Genomic DNA, 19,222 nt, shown 5'->3' with positions numbered 1-19,222 from the left:
GACTCTGGTCAAGGAGGGAGGGGAGCAGACAACTCGATAGCAGTCCTTATAGACAGACGAAATATTCCCTGCCAAGGCGGGAGGAATTAAGGATTGACGTTGAATTATATATGATGGAGGGGTTAATGTGAAAACAATGAAAAAAGAATTCATGTTTAGCGTGTCTATGGTATTAATTTTAAGTTTGGTCGCTGGATGCTCCACAAATACGAATACGGATAAACCAAGCGCATCGCCTGCGGGTGAAACAGCTACAAAAGCACCAGAGAAAACGGCAGCCCCTTCCACGGAGAAGGTTAAGATAACTTATTCGATGTGGGGAAGCGAGGCTGAAGGAAGCGAAACCCAAAAAGCAGCGGATAAGTTCAACGCTTCTCAAAACAGAATCGAAGTCAAAGTGCAAGCGATTCCTTGGGAAAGCTACATGACGAAACTAAACACGCAGGCAACGGCAGGTCAATTACCGGATACAGGGATATTAAAAGAGGATGCCGTCATCCAGTGGTCCTCCGATGGTATGCTCAAAGATGTTAGTGAGATGTACGCGGGAAGTGACAGCAAGCCTCTAGATAGCTTGGCTTATAAATATCAAGGCAAAACGGTAGCCTATGCCGCTGCCAATGAAATTCTACTCCTTTATTACAACAAAGACATGTTCGATAAAGCGAAAGTACCTTATCCGCCAAACGTTCTAGATAAAGCATGGACATGGGACCAATTCGTTGCAGCAGCCAAAAAGCTGACAGTCGACAAGAGTGGCAAACATGCTGACGAGGCTGGATTTAATCCGCAGAGTATCGTTCAGTACGGCGCATCCGTCGAAAATCTGGCATGGCAATTAGAAACCTGGGCGCTCAGCAATGGCGGCGGCTTCTATAATAATGATGGTACAGCGGTGAGAATCGGGGAAGACGCTAGTATCGAAGCGATTCAGAAAGTCGCCGATCTGTACTTGAAAGACAAGGTTGCTCCATTATCGGTTGGACAGACGGATGATGGCATTCAGCGTACGATCATCGCGGGAACGGTCGCCATGGCCACGAACGGCCAATGGAACATCGGAACTAGCTTGAATGCAGCCAAGGAAGCAGGATTGAAATATGGCGTTGCCGTATTGCCTTATATGAAGGAAAAAGTTACCCTCAACACGGGCGGTGCCAATGTTGTATTCTCCCAAACCAAGCATCCGAAAGAAGCGATGGAATGGTTGAAATGGTATACAGCTGAAGAGAACAACTGGGGGCTGATCTCATCCGGTATTTGGATGCCAACACTGAAGAAATGGTATACAGATGAAACACTTACACATAAGTGGGTCGATAACAAGAACTTCCCTCCGTATGCCGAATACAAGTCCGCTGTCGTCGATTATGCGCAATCCTCAGCAGCAAGACCAGCTTCTTGGTTCTTTACGAATCATACGACGGATTTTAACACCTTGCTAGGATCGGCTTTAGGGGACGTATGGACGGGTAAAGCTACCGCGAAGGATGCCATTACCAAGAATCTCGAAGCTTTGAAAGCAGCCAATAAAGGCAAAAAATAACGTATCTGGAGGATGGCCGCCAAGGATAGGGAGCGGTGGCCATCCTTCACATATGAGGTGGGGGGCAAGATATGGAAACCTTTAACAAACCTCAGCAGCGCCGTTCCCGCTTTTTTACTAGCGAGGCACGTGTTGCTTACATATGCTTGATTCCAGCAATACTCGGATTAATCTTCCTGACCTATCTACCTCTTCTCGGCGTGTTGGGCATTAGTATGACGAATTGGACGGGGCTGAAGAACCCTGAATTCATCGGCTTCAGCAATTACATCACGCTATTTACCACCGATCCTTACATTAAAGATTCCATTATCGCGACGCTGTATTTTGCCTTTTTATCCGTAGCTGGGAGTATGATTTACTCGCTTTTCATTGCAATGCTGTTGAACCGTAAAATCCCCGCAAGAGGTTTTTTCCGAGCGGTATTCTATGTGCCTTTTGTTCTGCCTGCTGCCGCTATATACGTAGGCTGGTCCTGGCTGTACGAGGCGAACTTCGGTTTCTTCAACTATCTCCTCTCCGAAATGGGATTGAATAAAGTTCTCTTTATTGCAGATTCCAATTTCGTAGTCCCATCGCTTTCACTGATTTCTGTATGGTTGTCCGGGAATTTAATCGTTATCTTCTTGGCGGGGCTTCAAAGCGTTCCAAGCGTCTATCATGAAGCAGCTGAAATGGATGGTGCAAACGGATGGAATCGCTTCCGGCACGTCACATTGCCTTGTATGACGCCAATCATCTTTTACAATCTGCTGCTGAGTCTGATCGCCAATCTCCAAGTCGTTACGCCGGCTCTTGCTCTGACCAATGGAGGTCCGGGGAACTCTTCCCGATTCATGACGTATCTGATGTATGATCAGGCTTTCGTTAATTACAAGCTGGGTTATGCTTGCGCGACGACCTTTATTATTTTCGCCATTCTTGCTGCTTTTACTGCCGTGTTGTTCAAGACGTCCAAACGGTGGATCTTTTCCGAAGGAGACGACGATAAATGAGCGAAGTCGCATACGCCAGTTATAAGAGCAAGAAACGAAATGAACGAACAATGAACGTGCTTACACTGATAGTCGTCATTGGGTTTGCCCTCATCGTGCTTTTCCCGATTTGGTGGATTTTCCGTACGTCACTGATGACGAATCCCGAGATTTATAAGTATCCGCCGTCTCTCTTACCGCAGAACTGGTTGTTCTCCAATTATGAAAAAACATTGCATGTATTTAAGTTCTGGAAATATTTGTGGAATACGATGATCATTATCGTTCCTGCCTGCTTGGGAGGGACGTTCACGGCTACCTTGTGCGGATATGCCTTTGCGAGGTTGCGGTTTAGAGGCAAACAATTGATCTGGATTCTGTGCGTCGGTTCGATGCTCTTGCCTGCCATGGTTACGCTCATTCCCCTCTATATCGGATGGACACGGGGGTTGGGGCTCCATGACAGCTATCTGCCATTGATTTTGCCCTATTTTTGCGGCGGAGGCGCTTTCAATATCTTTCTGATTAGGCAGTTCATTCTCTCCATACCGAGAGAACTCGACCAAGCGGCGACAATTGACGGCGCAGGGTACTTCCGAATTTTGTTCAGCATCATTATGCCAGCAATCAAGCCTGCGATGATCGTCGTCGCCTTGTTTATTTTCATCGGACTATGGAATGATTTGCTCCAACAGATGATTTACATTAATTCAAGCGAGAAATTTACGATAGCGTTGGGGCTTACCAATTTTAAAGGTCAATTAAAGCAAGATTGGTCGATGACGATGGCAGCCACGTGCCTATCCTTTGCGCCAGGCGTTATTTTCTACCTAATCGGCCAAAAGTATTTTGTAGAAGGAATCACGTTGACAGGTATGAAAAGCTAGTATTCAGCCATATGAAGCGAATTTGAAAACCCCTTTAAAGGTCAATCCTTTAGGGGGTTTTTAGGTTGATATTTTTAAAAAAAATTCGAGGTAACTTTAGTTCATATACTGTAAAAATAGGTTGTAAAAATGAAATTAAATCGCACAAATTTTAGATATGATAATAAATGTAAGCGCTACAAATTTTATGAATGAAAGGATGTGTGCCGCAAAGAATGACAGCACGATACAGCCAGGATTGAAGCTCAATGGTAAGAAGAATCCCTGCTAAATTTAAAATAAGAAAGAGAGGCTATCTAATGAAGCAAATGCTTAGTCAGTATTGGAATAAGATGTCGAAGTCACAACGCCTGCAACTGTTTGCAGCTTCAACGATTACTGCAGCAGCCATCCTGTTGGTGCCGCAACTCGCTTCGGCTAATACCATTACGAATAGTAATTTTACGGTACAGACGGGCACGAATGGCGAAATTACTTCTCTACAAATTGGCGGAGATACGTATCCAACTAACTATGTCATGAATGCAACGAATGCCCCTAATCAGAATACGGCCGATCATCAATGGGTCGGGGAGTTGATGTTTACGTACAAGCTTGGAACGGGTGCTTGGACGCAAGCGCTATCGAGTAAATCAGCGGATGGTAGAACGGTCTCCCAGACTGGCAATACCGTTAACATTACATATCAGAATTCAACCAATAGTGCAGGAATTAAAAACTTCAAAGTGGATGAATCATATTCCCTCGTGAGTGATTATTTAAAATGGGGAATCACCGTTACGAATACGAGCACGCAAACGTTGGAAATCGGAGATTTCGGCCTCCCGCTCCCCTTCAATGAATTTTTCACTGCCGGCAATAATGATCCCATTTATGAGACACGCGTCATTACACATGCTTTTATCGGTAACAATAGCTCTTATATCGTAGCGCAGCGCCCTAGCGGCATCGGTCCTTCCTTGCTCATGGTGCCTGACACGACGACGGGAGCGGGGTTCGAGTATCAAGACAATTGGCGCGTTCAAGAGCACCCGGGCAGCATGTGGGCAGCGGATCAAGGCGGTTATGCGAAGGGGCTGAATGTCTACTACATTCACTCCAATGTGATTAAAAGCAACGGTCGTGGCTATTTGCCGAACACCAGTTTGACACTTGCGCCAGGCGCTAGCAAAACGTATGCCTTTAAATTTTTTAAAGCTGCAGATGAGTATGCCGTTCAAGACAGGTTGTATAGCGAAGGAATGGTGGATTTCAATGTGGTCCCTGGCATGATTGTGCCAACGAATCAGACGGTTAAATTTGATTTGCACACGTCGAAAACAATCACGGCTGTTACGCCACAATATCCATCTGAGACAACGATTACCTCTTTAGGTACGACGGGTACAAATCACAAACTGTATCAGATGACGATGACTCATTTGGGACAGAACAATGTTACAGTTACGTATGGCAGTGGAGAAAAAACAGTTCTCCAATTCTATGCTATTGAACCTATCGATGCGGCTTTACAGCGGCATTCGACGTTCATGGTGAATAATCAACAATGGAATGTGCCTGGAGATATTCGTGATAAAGTGTTTGACGACTGGATGATGCAGACCAAAGCGAAGCGAAACAATTTTGCAGGATACTGGGGCTGGGGAGATGATTGGGGGCTTACACATGGTCAATTCCTTGCTGAGAAGAATGCCTTAAACCCAGTCGCTTCAGAAGTGACAGCGGTGGATAATTATTTGGAAACGGCGGTATGGACGAATCTGATGAATGGTCATCATACCGATTATCTTGTACCCGACTTCCTAATGGCACAGCCGAACACAACACCTACCTATCGGGGCTATGCGTATCCGCATATTTATAACACGTACTTCAGTATGTATAAAATCGCAAAGCTTTACCCGAATCTGGTCACTTACAAGAATCCTAAGAATACGTATTTGCTGCGTGCCTATAATGTGTTCAAAGCCCTATATGATGGACCTGTTGCTTACAACTGGGAGACGGGGTTAATGGGTGAGTTAACAACGCCAGACATCATTAAAGCACTGCAAGACGAAGGTTATACAACACAAGCGAATGATATTATTAGCAAAATGGCAACGAAATACAACAATTTCTCGGCAAATGCTTATCCGTACGGCTCTGAATACAGCTACGATAATACAGGGGAAGAATCTGTCTATATGCTGGCTAAGATGAATAATAACAATACCATTAAGGGTAAAATCAATGCCAAAACGAGAGCAGCACGTGGTCATATGCCAGTGTGGTATTACTACACAGATCCTGTAACCATTACGGGGGACAACTGGTGGAATTTCCAATATAGTACGTCGCTTGCAGGCTATGCAATGGATGACTGGATTCGTTCAAATTCTACGACACCTGAGAGAGAACAGCGGTTATCCTATGCGGCCAAAATAGCGAATATCAGTGCGATCAATTCCGGTCAAATCAGTAGTGATCCAGCGAATATCGGTGCTGTGTCTTGGACGTATCAAGCAAGTAAAGGAAATAACGGCGCACTAGGTCTAGATGGCGGTCCGCTATTCAATGGTTGGCGCGGGATGAGCGGGGAGGCTGATCTGGGGTTGTTCGGTGCTCTGAAAATTCTAAGTGCAGATGTGGCCGTTGACCCGATCTTTGGCTTATATGGCTATGGGGCGGATGTTACCTCAAGTAATGGGAAATACACGATCACACCGAAGGATGGTTTGTTCAAACGATTGCATCTCATTACGGAGAGGTTCTCCATGGAGCTTGAGCGTGACCAATATACATCAGCTATTGTAGCCATAGCGAAGAATGATGTTAATTTTACGTTGAAAAATTCCATGACAACAGCTGCGCATACGACAAAAGTTACCTTTACGGGGCTTGCAGCAGGTACGTACAATGTGCTTGTGAACAACGTGCAAGCCGGCACCGTAACGGCTACGTCAGGTGCTAAAACGATTGTGAATCTCAGCATTGGAACGAATGCTACGTACGATGTGAAACTGCAAGTAGGTACACCGTCAGGTCCTCAGGATGTTGCACCGCAAGGGACAGCGACGACTTCGTTCGTATCTTCGTGGGAAAGCCTGGCAGGACTGAACGATGGGTATGCACCAACAAGTTCAAATGACAGAGGGCATTCCGTGTATGGAAACTGGGATAATCCAGGTACAACGCAATGGGTTCAATACGATTTTGCATCTGCGAAAACATTGTCCAGTACAGCGATTTATTGGTTTGATGATGACCAAGGTATCGATCTACCAGCCTCTTACACGATCCAGTATTGGAATGGAACAGCATGGGTCAATGTAGCAAGTCCATCGGGTCTAGGCGTTGCAGCTAATCAATACAACACGACGACATTTACACCTGTTTCTACGACCAAAATCCGTGTCAACATCACGGCCAAATCGACCTCATCTACAGGCATTGAGTCCTGGCGCGTATTCGGAACCTAATCTAGTTATGAGCAGCTGCCCCTCAGATCTTCGTTGATCTGAGGGCAGCTTTATAGGAGGAAGAGAGAGATGACGACCCTATTAAAGGCGACGATGAAGTTGGATAAAGACTATCGAATTGCTGAAGTCGATAAGCGTATGTACGGATCTTTCATTGAACACTTGGGACGCGCAGTTTATGGCGGCATTTATGAACCTGGACATCCGGCAGCAGATGAGCAAGGTTTTCGGCAGGATGTCAGGGAGATAATTGAAGAAATCGGTGTCCCTATTGTTCGTTATCCTGGCGGGAACTTCGTCTCTGGGTACAACTGGGAGGATGGTGTCGGACCGATTAGTGGAAGACCGGCCAAACTGGAGCTGGCATGGCGTGTTCTAGAGCCTAATTTATTTGGAACCAATGAATTCCTAGCGTGGACCAAACAAATCAAAGCGCAAGCCATGATGGCTGTTAACTTAGGTACGAGAGGGATAGATGATGCCAGAAACTTGGTGGAGTATTGCAATCATGCCGGTGGTTCGTATTGGAGTAATTTAAGAAAGGCTCACGGTTATCAGGAGGCTTATGGCATTAAGACGTGGTGTTTAGGGAATGAGATGGATGGTCCCTGGCAAATTGGTGCCAAAACGGCAGACGACTATGGTCGATTGGCGAATGAAACAGCGAAAGCGATGAAATTCGTTGATCCGACGATCGAGTTGGTGGTATGTGGGAGTTCTTTCCGAAGAATGCCAACCTACGTGGATTGGGAAGCCACCGTGCTGGATCATACGTATGAGAATGTCGACTATTTATCCTTGCATACCTACTATGGCAACGCAGACAATGACACTGCTAATTACTTGGCCAAATCGCTGGATATGACAGCCTTTATACAAGAGGTTATTGCGGTGTGTGATTATATAAAAGCCAAAAAAAGAAGCAAGAAGACCATGATGCTTTCCTTCGATGAGTGGAATGTATGGTTTCATACTTTGGAATCTGATAAAAAGATGGAACCATGGCAGTTTGCACCTCCGCAACTTGAAGATGTGTATACGTTAGAAGACGCACTGATGGTAGGTACGATGCTAATCACGCTATTAAAACATGCGGATCGCGTGAAAATTGCCTGCTTAGCGCAATTAGTGAATGTTATCGCCCCTATAATGACACAAACGGGTGGACCTGCTTGGCGTCAAACGATCTTTTATCCATACATGCACACATCCGTTTATGGAAGAGGAACCGTGCTGCATTCGTTTGTAGAGGCTCCTAAATATGATACGAAGGACTATACGGACGTCCCTTTCCTGGATACGGTTGCCGTTCATCAGGAAGAGAAGGAAGAACTTACGATATTTGCAGTTAATAAAAGTTTGGATTCTTCCTTAGTATTGACGTGTGACTTGCGCAGTTTTGATGGATACCGTGTGGTGGAGCACATTGTATTGGAAAATACGGATGTGAAAGCTGTGAATGCGATGAATCAACCTAATCGCGTTACACCGCATAGTGGTGGCGATGCTGCCATTTGTGACGATAAGCTGATGGGGACATTGCCAAGCTTGTCTTGGAATGTCATACGACTGCGGAAATAATAGGAAAGCAAACAGCCAATAACCTTGAGATCTCTAGGTTGCTGGCTGTTTTTGTATCCACCGTTAGGGTATCAAGTTGTCCACGCATACCGGGCATGTCGGTCATGAATGGCCTGTATAGTTTTTGCGGAAATTTAAAGGTGAGATCCCTTCTTTGGTCGAGAAGCAGTGTGAGAAGTAGGAGGCGTGCTGAAAACCACTCTCTTCCGCAACTCTGGCCATAGTCCAATTCGTTTGAATTAACAGCTTCTTGGATTGTTCGATACGAAATTGCAGCAAATAATCATTAGGGGTCATCCCGAACACTTTCAACATACATTTGGCAATGTAGTTAGGATGATAATTAAGATGCTCTTGCAAGAGGGAGTTGGATATTTTTTTCGTATAATTCTGGCGAATAAATAGCTCGACTTTCTCAGCTAAATGAAACGCAGTCATGTCGGTTGTTGATATTAATTCACGGTTAATATGCTGCATAAACAATTGAAACGTATTCTGTTTCCGCCAATTGCGTTGGGAGCGCGATTCCTGTTCCAAATCGAAGAAGTATTCTAAGATTTCTAAGGCTTTGTGATTGAGTTTCATATATTTGGGGATGAATATGGAGTTCACTTCAGCATGATTGAGAAATGCCTTTTGTTTGTGATCCTCAATCAGAGTGTTCTGAGTCTCTAAACACGTATCCATATCCATGTACTCATCCCAAGCACCATACGTATGGAAATGGATCCAAAGGATTTCGGATTGCTGCTCACAAGGAGCGGTTCCAAAATGCGAAAGATCGGGTCTTAGAATGATGGCATCATTCTGTTGGAGCGTCCATTCATTCGTACCTTCGCCGATGAAAATAGTGCCCTTCTTAACGACGATGAGGTCGAAGGCGCCGATGTTAGTTCTACTTATATGACTTTCCCCAATATCGTAGTAAGCGCTTCCGCAATCTAAAAAATAAGGAATTGGTGGAGCGATGAAGTGAAGAACGGTTGGTTTCATAGCTTACCTCTATAAGATCGAATTTGTATCCAACGTGTATGTGATGGATATGCTTAGTTATATTTTACGTGATGTGCCCTGTGAAAGGAAGAAGTTTTGGCGTTATTTACTAAGAAGATGTGCTGATGCCCACTTGACATTCGCGTTTAATATGTCATAATGATAATATCAAATCGACATTAAAGTTATGAAAGCAGGTGCCACAATGGACACGAACGAAAAAGAGTCGAACTACTCCTCTCATAAGTATCGGACACCGGACGGTGCACCGAGTGATATTGTTATTTTCACCATTACCTCAACAGAAAAGAACACAACCAAAAAGGCGCTGCCGATTAGAGAACTAAAGGTTCTGCTCATACAAAGAAAACAATGGCCATTCGAGGGCCAATGGGCTTTACCTGGCGGGTTTTGCCAAGAGTCAGAGAGTATGTACACCTGTGCTCGGAGGGAGCTCCAAGAGGAAACGGGCGTCGCGGATGTTCATATGGAATATTTAAACGTCTATAGCGAACCTGGACGTGATCCAAGAGGATGGATTATCTCTCACGCTTTCTATGCTTTAGTTCACGAGAAATTGTTGGCTGAAAGGCGTGCCGATACAGATGCGTCTGATGTGCGCCTGTTTACGGTGGAGGAAGCGCTTGGGTTGACGTTGGCATTTGATCATCGGGAGATAGTGACGGATGCGTTGCATCAGATTCAGAAACAGATGCTAACCACTACCATTGCCAAGGAGTTCCTTCCTGAGGAGTTCACCATTGGTGAACTGTATCAAGTGATTCAAACGGTTGTGCCGCATTTTGAGGAAAGCAACTTCATTCGCAAAATCACATCTACGCAAAGCCGCAAAGGCATTATTGAAGAAGCGGTGGATCGAGGCGGAGAGCCGAAACTCTCCAATCGGTACTCGCAGAGAGCTGCACAGCTTTATCGTTTCACGGATCTGACGCCTCAGCTGTCCATTTACAGCTAGGCGGTCTCTTTTACCTTTTGATAATGTCATATTGATAGTATTATTTGCTGGGAGTTAAACTTAAGGAGGCGTTATGTATGAGAAAAGCTTGGACATTTGTGGCCTTATTCCTTGGTATGGTTGCCATAGCGATCTACACGTCATCAACGGCAATCGAAATCATCGCGACGACGACAGGCTTGTTGTGCGTATGGTTAACAGCGAAGGAAAACATATGGTCATGGCCAATTGGACTGGTCAATGTGGGTTGTTTCTTCGTAATGTTTGGGGAAGCGAAATTATATGCGGATACGATGCTGCAGGTGTTCTTTTTCATATTAAGCGTGTATGGTTGGATCATTTGGTTGACGAAAAGAGAAGGTACTAAGGTGCGTCCGACTAGAAAAATAACAAGGAAACTCACGTTTACATTAAGTGTATGTATGGTAGTTATGACCCTGTTATGGGGATATGTTCTACAAACATACACGGACGCCTCAATACCCTATGCGGATGCTTTCATTGCTACGTTAAGCCTCATTGCCCAGTATCTGCTTTCGTCCAAAGTGTTGGAAAATTGGCTCATCTGGATGACTGTCGACGTGTTGTCGGTAGCCATGTACGCGTATAAAGATTTGTATGCGGTGGCCTTCTTATACCTTATTTTCTTGTTCATCGCTGCTGCAGGATATGTTGGATGGAAACGGGCGTTACACATGGAGGATCGGAGGAATCTCATATGTCAGAACACAACAGAACAGGTTTAACTTTAGGTAAGTTTGCCCCCCTGCATGCGGGTCATCAATTTATGATTGAGACTGCAATCCAAGAGATGGATGAAGTCATTCTTGTCATCTACGATTGCCCAGAAACAACGGATATTCCTTTACCTGTGCGCGCTAATTGGATTCGTACCCTTTACCCGCAGGTGCATGTTATCGAAGCGTGGGACGGTCCCGTTGAAATAGGCGATACGCCAACGATTAAAAGAATGCATGAGACCTATATCCTGCAGAAGCTGGAGGGGCGGAAAATCACACATTTCTATTCCAGTGAGTTTTATGGTGATCACATGAGCGCTGCTTTGGGGGCAGTGAATCGCCAGGTGGATCCAGATCGGAACACGTTTCCGGTCTCGGGCACGCAAGTGCGGGGGAATCCTTTTGACAATAGAAAATTTCTGAGTCCAGTTGTATATAAAGATCTGATAGCGAAGGTCGTATTTCTTGGCGCACCCTCGACAGGGAAATCCACCCTTACCGCTCATATGGCGAAACAGATGCATACAAGTTGGATGGCGGAGTACGGACGGGAATATTGGGAGAAGCACCAGGTAGATCGCAGATTGTCGTTAGAGCAGCTGGAGGAGATCGCGGAGGGGCATTTGGCAAGAGAAGAGCTTCTGATGAAGGAGGCGCGAGATATTCTCTTCGTGGATACCAATGCGATTACAACGTATATGTTTTCCCATTATTATCACGGTTCGGCTACGCCACGTTTGACTCAACTGGCTGTGGATGCGGCGTCGCGGTATGATCTGGTGTTTGTATGTGATACGGATATTCCCTATGACGATACTTGGGATCGTTCGGGGGAGGTGCAGCGGGTTGTGTTTCAGAAGCAGATTATTGCTGATCTCAAAATGAGGCAGATCCCGTATTTCCTATTACAAGGAACGCTCGAGGAGAGAGCGGCACAAGTAAGTAAGATTATGAGGACTTATCATAAATATCATAGTTTGGGTGAATGTTTGATGGCACAAACAGGTAGTGAGGGAGGGGAGTAAAACTGGATGAACGAACACGACTTGTTAGATAAAATCAAAGGCGGGATCTACGGCGTCGCGATCGGTGATGCGTTAGGCGGTACGACCGAATTCATGAGTGTCCGGGAAATCCAAGCGAGATATGGCTATTTGACAGAGATCATTGGTGGGGGTGTTTGGCGATTGGAGCCTGGTGAAGTGACGGACGATACGATGATGACGTTGTGTGTAGCGGAGGGGATTTTGGAGAAGCCACAAGACCCTTTGGCTGCGATCGGTGATCATTTCATGAAATGGTACCAAACGAGGCCGAAAGATATCGGCAACATCATCAGACATACCTTTGAAAATGTGAAGGAGAGTTGGTTCGAGGCGGCATATGTCACGCACATTGAAATGGGCCAAAGTGCTGGGAATGGTTCACTGATGCGCTGTTTACCAGTCGCGCTAGCGTATACAGACTGGAAGGATATTGAGCGCATTTCCCAAATGCAATCGAAAATGACGCATTATGACGAGAGATGCAATGAAGCTTGCATCCTCTATAACCGCATTGCTTATCGCTTGCTGCAGGGAGAAGAGATGAAATCAGTGATTCAGCAGGAGCTAATCGGAACGGAGTATGAACGTATACTTACGTCCGAGCCTGGTTGCGAAGCGACCGGATTCGTTGTGCATACGTTCAACTGGGTGCTCCACCTTTTGCTGGAAGCTTCCGACTTTAGCGAAGTTGTTCAAAGGGCGGCCAATCTGGGCGGAGACTCAGACACGATAGGTGCCATTGCCGGTGGGTTGGCAGGCATTTATTATGGCTATGAAGGGATACCGGCTGCGTATGCGGAGGCGATTCTGATTAGGGAGCGGTTGGAAGAGATTGCGGTGAGGTTGGTTGGGCTGAGGGATGGGTTGGATTAGTTGTATTTAATTAATAAAACTAAGGAAACTAAGGAAATGAGAGGGTTAATCAAATGGAACAAAATGTGATTAAATTCTATGAAACGGATAAGCCTTATGGTTGTTTTTCAAACTTTTCTAGGCACGCTATTGAAATTCAAGGTAAAATTTGGTCAACATCTGAACACTATTTTCAAGCGAAATGCAAATTAGAAGCGAATTAGAAACCAATTAGATGATTATCCATTTTGCAAATAACTTGCGGACAAAGTGAAAGCACCTGAGAAAGGTTGCTCTCACTTTGTCCTTTTTTTTCATTTTTGGTGTTTGGGCAAGCGACGGCCATGATTCGGAGGATGTCTCTCTTTTAAAGGTACGGTCACATGCGATTTCAAATAAAGGTGTGGCATAACGTTATTTGCTACATATGCAAGTTCTGTGAAAATATAGCATTACGAAATAACGCTATTTCGACCAAATAGAGTGAAATTTATCCATTTAGAGTGAAATAACGCTATTTTATAACGTTATTCTCACGTATTCTCTACTAAACTAATAAATAAGATGTTTTCATAACCCTATTTTGCAAACGAGGTTCATCTCTATGTCATGGAAGCGATAAGTTATCTCGAGTTGCAGAAGTTCCCGGTTGTTTCTCAAAATTTCAAATGGTGTATAGGAGATTCAGGATAAACAGTTAATCGACAGTCTCATTTCTCCAGCTAATTCAGAAATGACCCAATCCCCCACCTACTTAATATCTTGTAAGAAATTCTAGAAATCACAGAAATTTATCCGATTAGCGGATGCTAAGATACACATATAAACAAAGACGAGGTGATGACATGCAAGCAAAACTGGCAACGGACGCCCATCCCACCCCGAAGAAACGGGATTCATGGATAAGAACAATACAACGATATAAAGTCATGTATGCGCTCTTATTTCCGGCATTAGTGTACTTTGCCGTATTCAAATATATTCCGATGGCGGGAATCATTATTGCTTTTAAAAACTATAACCTAGCTTTGGGACTATGGGATAGCCCATGGGTGGGACTTAAGAATTTCAAAGATTTTATCAATGGCGTTTATTTCTGGGACATTATGCGAAATACAATCATCATATCCCTGTATAAGCTATTGTTCGGTTTCTCTGCTCCTATCGTACTGGCTTTACTTCTTAATGAAGTGTATACCCAATGGTTTAAGAAAATTGTGCAAACGATTACGTATCTACCCCATTTTCTATCATGGGTCATTGTGTATGGACTGATGGTGGCGTTATTAGCCCCAGGAGATGGCCTTTTTAACATGATTTTTAAGGAAAATGGGATTCAGCCGATCTCCTTCCTAACGGAACCTGCCTGGGGCAGACTGCTGATTATCCTATCTGAAATATGGAAGGATATTGGCTGGGGAGCGATCTTGTACCTTGCCGCATTAGCGGGCATTGATCCAAGTTTATATGAAGCAGCTCGCATGGATGGGGCTTCCAAGTTGAGACAGTTATGGCATGTCACATTACCCGGCATTCGAGGCGTCATTATTCTAATGTTGATCCTGAAATTAAGTCACATTCTGGACGCTGGATTTGACCAAATATTCATGTTTGCCAACAGTTTTAACCAAGAGAAAATCGACATTATCGACACATGGGTATACCGTGAAGGGTTGGAGCGTTTGAAGATTGGCTTGGCTACGGCTGTGGGATTGTTTAAAGCGATCATCGGATTTGCTTTAGTTTTGGCTGCGAACAAGATTGCCAAAAAATTCGATGGGCAAATTTGGTGAGGTGGTTGTATACATGATTAATTTAACCTTCGGGGAAAAAATATGGCAAGTCGTCGTTTATTTTATTCTTATCCTACTAGCCCTACTTTGCTTACTTCCCTTTTTATATGTGGTTGCTGTATCCGTGACGCCAGAATCGGAAGTCGTAAGAAGAGGGATTGTGATTATTCCAGAATCCTTTACTTTCTTAGCCTATAAAGAAGTATTCATTTCGCATGGTATCGGGCAAGCGTATCAAATTACGTTGTTTCGAACAATCGTAGGGACTGCGCTTAATGTGATATTTACGGTCGCAGCTGCTTATCCGTTATCCAAAAAGTATTTGCCAGGACGCAGCACATTCTTAATCTTCATCGTGTTTACGATGATGTTCAGCGGAGGCTTAATTCCGAGTTATTTGTTAATTCGCTCTCTAGGATTGCTGAACAGTCCGTGGGTATTGATTATCCCTCATCTCATTAGTGCATTTAATTTGGTCATTATTAAAGGGTTTTTCGAGCAATTGCCCCCTGAAATCGAGGAATCGGCGAGGGTTGACGGTGCAAGTGAACTTCAATCGCTTTGGAGGATCATTTTACCCCTCTCAATGCCCGTCCTTGCCACGATATCCTTATTTTACGCCGTGGGACATTGGAACAGTTATTTTGATGCGATTGTTTACTTGAATGATGCGAACTTAATGCCGCTGCAAGTTGTCTTGCGCAATATTTTGCTTAACATTGCATCAGAAAGCGCTGAATCGATGGCTAATTCCGGTACGGTGAGCAAGTTTGCTGTGCAAATGGCTGCTGTCGTCGTGACGACGGTTCCGATCTTAATTGTGTATCCATTTATGCAAAAGCATTTTACTAAAGGTGTACTTATGGGATCCATTAAAGGGTAAAAGGCAATTCCTACCTAGGTTGTTACGGGGACACCGTGATAATATAGATACAAGCAAAAGGAGAGGTCAATATGCAACGTAAGAAGATTACATTTACTGTTCTGGCTGCTGTAGTAGGGTTCGGAACGCTATTGTCAGCATGCGGGAGCCAAGAAGAAGTTAAGCCTGCAGCTTCGAGCAGCACACAAACCGAGGCTAACAAGTTTGCGAACAAAATAAAAATTTCGATGTTTAACCAAGGTACGTTCAATGCTGCCGCTCCGCTACCTCCACGTGAGGAGGATATTCAACGTCAAATGTTGGAAAAAGCGATGAACATTGACTTGGATATGACGATTCCTCAAGCTGGGCAAGCAACAACCAAACTCAATACACTTATTGCAGGTGGAGATATTCCAGATTTGCTATTCTTGAAGAGTCGGTCCGATCTTGCGCAGTATTATGACCAAGGCGTGCTTGCGGATTTGACTCCGTACTTGGATCAATTTCCTGAATTGAAGAAACGTTTTGCTAAAGACTCTTGGGAAGCGACAGCTTATCAAGGAAAAACCATCGGAGTTCCCGGTTATGATAATGTAAACGGTATCAGTCGCAGCTTCTTCATCCGTAATGATTGGTTAAAAAAGCTAGGATTGAAAGTGCCAACAACCCCAGACGAATTGTTCGAAGTGATGAAAGCCTTTACAGAGAAAGACCCAGACGGAAATGGCAAGAACGATACGTACGGATTCATCGGCGGTATGAATAAAGAAGGCAATCTGCAAACCTATGGTTTTGATAGCTTGATGTGGATGTTTGGCGTTAATCCTCCCTCCGCCATTGATGTGAAAGATAACAAACCGGTGTACTTATTTATTGATCCTAAAATGAAGGAAGCACTCGGTTACATCAATAAAATGATGACAGCGAAAGTTGTGGACCCCGACTGGGTGACGATGAATACCCCTGATCTATTGGATCAGAAGTTATTTAAAGGTAAAGTTGGCTTTATGATTAGAGATGCCCGCAGACTGGAACCGGATGCTCAGCAGAAAATGAAAGAAATCGGCGGAGAAGTACCAGAATGGATCGTCATTCCTCCAATGAAAGGGCCTTACGGCGATCAAATCGTGGAGAAAAAATCGTTCCAAGGCAATTCATGGGCTATTTCCAAGAAAGCGGATAAGGACAAAATTGTTCGAATCCTGTCCATGCTGGAATATATGTTTACAGACAAAGAAGCCTATCCTAACTTTGCATACGGAATTAAGGGGATTCATTGGGATGTCGTAGACGGCAAGATCAAAAATAAGACTTCTGAATTATCCAAGGATATGAAAGAAAAGTACTTATGGGTGGATCATTATAGAATGCCGCGCCGTGGTGATGATGCCGAGTACTTCTCCTTCCAGAATCCGAAGACGGCAGAAGCGTTCAAGAACAATCAGCAATATGTCGGTCTTACTTTACCTGGTAACTTGTTGACAGCAGATCCGAGCGATACGTTGGCAGCTGACCGTACACGCTTCATCAATGAAAGTTTAGTCAAATTTATGTCTGGCAAAGATCCTCTTACGAACTGGGACAATTTCCTCAAAACATTAGATACGAAGTTCGACATGCAGAAATACAAAGATTCAACCGTTAAACAATTTAAAGAAGCAGGTTTAATTAAGTAAGATGAACGAAGAGAGTGGCGATAAATCGCCCCTCTCTTTGTTGTCCTATGCTATGCTTGGTTTAATAAAGATGTAAAAGGAAGATGACCGATGCGAAGAAGAATCAGCTTGCCTATCAAACTATTTATGATCGTGTTCGCGTTCGTATTAAGCTGCATCATCTTAATAAGCCAATTGTCCTATCGCTATGTCCAAAAGGAAATCAGAACCAACGATATTTTTTACACAAATCAAATATTGGATAAAGTTGACCAGTATTTAACGGTTAATTTTTCCTCCTTCCAGACAATCTTGTTCTCGGTCGAAACATCGGTGAAAGCCAACATAAATACGACAGAAGTAATTAAAAAGCAATTAAGAGAGCTCTATGAGCTCAACAGTAATTACGTTAGTGATATTTACTTGATCAATAGTGATTTATCCATTCTAGGCGGAAGTATGCCTACAAGAATTTTCGATGAACCTTTATCAGATAGAAAACCTTTATTTGATGCGGCCGACAAGAACAGAAGGACTACCTTTGTCAGTGATCCTTATAAATCGAAGTATTCCGGCTGGACAGTTACAATGGTACGATATCTGAACGGCACTCCGACTCCTATGGCGATTGCCGTGGATTTGGATCTCAATGCGATTGAGGAAACTTTGTTTAAGATTAATAAAAAAGAACAAATGAATCTGGCTTTAATTACCACATCAGGTAAAATCATTGCTGGATTTTCGGAAAATAGAGGCCCTCTCAGTATTCAAGATCATACTTTCGCAATCGGAGACATGTCAGCCCAACAAATTCTGGATACGACGGGAACTAGCCTTCAACTCCATACCAAAGATGGCTTACCCGTCTCCATTCTGAAGAAGCCGACGGAGAAATTCAATTGGTTCCTCATCTCGATGAACGATGAATCTCGACTGGAAGCCGCGTTGTCCAGATTGGAAAACTATTATCTAGGACTTCTCATTGCAGGCTTGATTTTAAGTTTGTTTATTTCTTTTTTCATTGCCAAATATATAAGGAATCCGCTCTATGCACTCAAAACAACAATGAAGCGGGTAGAGCAGGGCGATCTGACTACGACCGTTATCATTAAAAGAAATGATGAATTCGGGGACCTTTCCCGCGCATTCGATCGCATGCTGCAGCAGATTGTAGAGTTGATTCGTCGAGCAGAGCTTCATAATGAACTGGAGAGGAAACTGGAAATTCAAGTGTTGCAATCGCAAATAAACCCTCATTTTCTATATAACACGCTTGGATCCATTAGCAATGTCATACGTCTCGGACAAATAGAGAAAGTAGATGTGGTGATCGGGTCTCTCATTTCCTTATTGGAATACGGGATCGCCGACGCTGCAGAGAAGGTTTCGCTACGTCAGGAGTTGCGCAATGTATCCGACTATATCAAGATTCAGAACATCCGTTATAATAGGCACTTTGACTTAGTTGAGCAAATTGAAGACGGCTTAATGGACTTTCCAGTGTTTCGAATGCTGCTCCAGCCCATTGTGGAGAATAGTATCTTCCATGGCTATAACGGAGGGGGAATCGAAGGCTCAATTACGATTCATGCCTACAGGGAGGGCAGCTTCGTTATCATCGAAGTCATTGATCAAGGCGAGGGTATTCCTGCGGATCGCATTCCACATATTTTAAAGGAAGACCCAAATAACCCGGAAGTAAAAAGGAAAAGAATTGGGTTAAATAACATTCATGGACGAATAAGACTTCACTACGGGGAGCAGTTCGGGCTCCAAATCAAAAGCAAACCTCAGGAGATAACCAGTGTCCGCGCCGTATTCCCGGTAGGTTCGTTTAAAGGAGATGCATGAAA

General features: G+C 44.1%; 14 protein-coding genes. 13 read left to right on the top strand and 1 reads right to left on the bottom strand.

Annotated features, from left to right (window positions below; genetic code table 11):
• The first annotated feature begins 136 nt into the window (after positions 1-136).
• The 5 genes from AC58QT_RS13925 (at position 137) to arfA (ending at position 8,449) form a co-directional block, all read left to right on the top strand.
• Positions 137-1,546 (top strand): ABC transporter substrate-binding protein, encoded by a 1,410-nt coding sequence (locus tag AC58QT_RS13925; protein WP_497409723.1) that lies wholly within the window; start codon positions 137-139, stop codon positions 1,544-1,546.
• A 71-nt stretch (positions 1,547-1,617) separates the two neighbouring features.
• The gene (locus tag AC58QT_RS13920; RefSeq protein ID WP_497409493.1) at positions 1,618-2,541 is read left to right on the top strand and encodes a carbohydrate ABC transporter permease; all 924 of its coding nucleotides are present in this window, start codon (positions 1,618-1,620) and stop codon (positions 2,539-2,541) included.
• Positions 2,538-3,407, top strand: a complete 870-nt coding sequence (locus AC58QT_RS13915; RefSeq protein ID WP_497409492.1) for a carbohydrate ABC transporter permease — start codon at positions 2,538-2,540, stop codon at positions 3,405-3,407. The genes AC58QT_RS13920 and AC58QT_RS13915 overlap by 4 nt, the downstream gene beginning before the upstream one ends.
• Before the next feature lie 332 nt (positions 3,408-3,739).
• Complete coding sequence (locus AC58QT_RS13910) at positions 3,740-6,868, top strand: DUF5695 domain-containing protein (RefSeq protein ID WP_497409722.1); 3,129 nt, start codon at positions 3,740-3,742, stop codon at positions 6,866-6,868.
• Positions 6,869-6,937: 69 nt separating this feature from the next.
• Complete coding sequence (gene arfA, locus AC58QT_RS13905) at positions 6,938-8,449, top strand: arabinosylfuranosidase ArfA (protein WP_497409491.1); 1,512 nt, start codon at positions 6,938-6,940, stop codon at positions 8,447-8,449.
• 102 nt (positions 8,450-8,551) lie between these two features.
• Here the strand turns inward: arfA and AC58QT_RS13900 are convergent, their stop codons facing one another.
• Positions 8,552-9,442, bottom strand: a complete 891-nt coding sequence (locus AC58QT_RS13900) for a helix-turn-helix transcriptional regulator (RefSeq protein ID WP_497409490.1) — start codon at positions 9,440-9,442, stop codon at positions 8,552-8,554.
• A 205-nt stretch (positions 9,443-9,647) separates the two neighbouring features.
• Between AC58QT_RS13900 and AC58QT_RS13895 the strand changes: the two genes are divergently transcribed.
• The 8 genes from AC58QT_RS13895 (at position 9,648) to AC58QT_RS13860 (ending at position 19,220) form a co-directional block, all read left to right on the top strand.
• Entirely contained in the window at positions 9,648-10,418 is a 771-nt protein-coding gene (locus AC58QT_RS13895; RefSeq protein ID WP_497409489.1) for an NUDIX domain-containing protein, read from the top strand.
• A gap of 77 nt (positions 10,419-10,495) precedes the next feature.
• Positions 10,496-11,164, top strand: a complete 669-nt coding sequence (gene pnuC / locus AC58QT_RS13890) for a nicotinamide riboside transporter PnuC (protein ID WP_497409488.1) — start codon at positions 10,496-10,498, stop codon at positions 11,162-11,164.
• The gene (locus AC58QT_RS13885; protein ID WP_497409487.1) at positions 11,137-12,183 is read left to right on the top strand and encodes an AAA family ATPase; all 1,047 of its coding nucleotides are present in this window, start codon (positions 11,137-11,139) and stop codon (positions 12,181-12,183) included. The genes pnuC and AC58QT_RS13885 overlap by 28 nt, the downstream gene beginning before the upstream one ends.
• Before the next feature lie 6 nt (positions 12,184-12,189).
• On the top strand, positions 12,190-13,077 hold the full coding sequence (locus tag AC58QT_RS13880) for an ADP-ribosylglycohydrolase family protein (RefSeq protein WP_497409486.1): 888 nt from the start codon (positions 12,190-12,192) through the stop codon (positions 13,075-13,077).
• A gap of 824 nt (positions 13,078-13,901) precedes the next feature.
• The gene (locus AC58QT_RS13875; RefSeq protein ID WP_497409485.1) at positions 13,902-14,849 is read left to right on the top strand and encodes an ABC transporter permease; all 948 of its coding nucleotides are present in this window, start codon (positions 13,902-13,904) and stop codon (positions 14,847-14,849) included.
• A 13-nt stretch (positions 14,850-14,862) separates the two neighbouring features.
• The gene (locus AC58QT_RS13870) at positions 14,863-15,732 is read left to right on the top strand and encodes a carbohydrate ABC transporter permease (protein ID WP_497409484.1); all 870 of its coding nucleotides are present in this window, start codon (positions 14,863-14,865) and stop codon (positions 15,730-15,732) included.
• Positions 15,733-15,803: 71 nt separating this feature from the next.
• The gene (locus AC58QT_RS13865; RefSeq protein WP_497409483.1) at positions 15,804-17,390 is read left to right on the top strand and encodes an extracellular solute-binding protein; all 1,587 of its coding nucleotides are present in this window, start codon (positions 15,804-15,806) and stop codon (positions 17,388-17,390) included.
• A 90-nt stretch (positions 17,391-17,480) separates the two neighbouring features.
• Positions 17,481-19,220: a sensor histidine kinase gene (locus AC58QT_RS13860; protein ID WP_497409482.1), complete on the top strand. Its 1,740-nt coding sequence runs from the start codon at positions 17,481-17,483 to the stop codon at positions 19,218-19,220.
• Positions 19,221-19,222: the final 2 nt, after the last annotated feature.

This window comes from Paenibacillus sp. J31R109 (assembly GCF_059692055.1).
Note: the sequence above shows the minus strand (reverse complement) of the source record. Positions and strands in the feature narration are given on the sequence as shown.

Bases quoted from the DNA above. Each gene is read 5' to 3' on its own strand.
- AC58QT_RS13910 (WP_497409722.1), top strand. From the start codon at position 3,740: ATGTCGAAGTCACAACGCCTGCAACTGTTTGCAGCTTCAACGATTACT.
- arfA (WP_497409491.1), top strand. From the start codon at position 6,938: ATGACGACCCTATTAAAGGCGACGATGAAGTTGGATAAAGACTATCGA.
- AC58QT_RS13860 (WP_497409482.1), top strand. From the start codon at position 17,481: ATGCGAAGAAGAATCAGCTTGCCTATCAAACTATTTATGATCGTGTTC.
- AC58QT_RS13900 (WP_497409490.1), bottom strand. From the start codon at position 9,442: ATGAAACCAACCGTTCTTCACTTCATCGCTCCACCAATTCCTTATTTT.
- AC58QT_RS13925 (WP_497409723.1), top strand. From the start codon at position 137: ATGAAAAAAGAATTCATGTTTAGCGTGTCTATGGTATTAATTTTAAGT.
- AC58QT_RS13880 (WP_497409486.1), top strand. From the start codon at position 12,190: ATGAACGAACACGACTTGTTAGATAAAATCAAAGGCGGGATCTACGGC.
- AC58QT_RS13885 (WP_497409487.1), top strand. From the start codon at position 11,137: ATGTCAGAACACAACAGAACAGGTTTAACTTTAGGTAAGTTTGCCCCC.
- AC58QT_RS13920 (WP_497409493.1), top strand. From the start codon at position 1,618: ATGGAAACCTTTAACAAACCTCAGCAGCGCCGTTCCCGCTTTTTTACT.
- AC58QT_RS13865 (WP_497409483.1), top strand. From the start codon at position 15,804: ATGCAACGTAAGAAGATTACATTTACTGTTCTGGCTGCTGTAGTAGGG.
- pnuC (WP_497409488.1), top strand. From the start codon at position 10,496: ATGAGAAAAGCTTGGACATTTGTGGCCTTATTCCTTGGTATGGTTGCC.
- AC58QT_RS13895 (WP_497409489.1), top strand. From the start codon at position 9,648: ATGGACACGAACGAAAAAGAGTCGAACTACTCCTCTCATAAGTATCGG.
- AC58QT_RS13870 (WP_497409484.1), top strand. From the start codon at position 14,863: ATGATTAATTTAACCTTCGGGGAAAAAATATGGCAAGTCGTCGTTTAT.
- AC58QT_RS13915 (WP_497409492.1), top strand. From the start codon at position 2,538: ATGAGCGAAGTCGCATACGCCAGTTATAAGAGCAAGAAACGAAATGAA.
- AC58QT_RS13875 (WP_497409485.1), top strand. From the start codon at position 13,902: ATGCAAGCAAAACTGGCAACGGACGCCCATCCCACCCCGAAGAAACGG.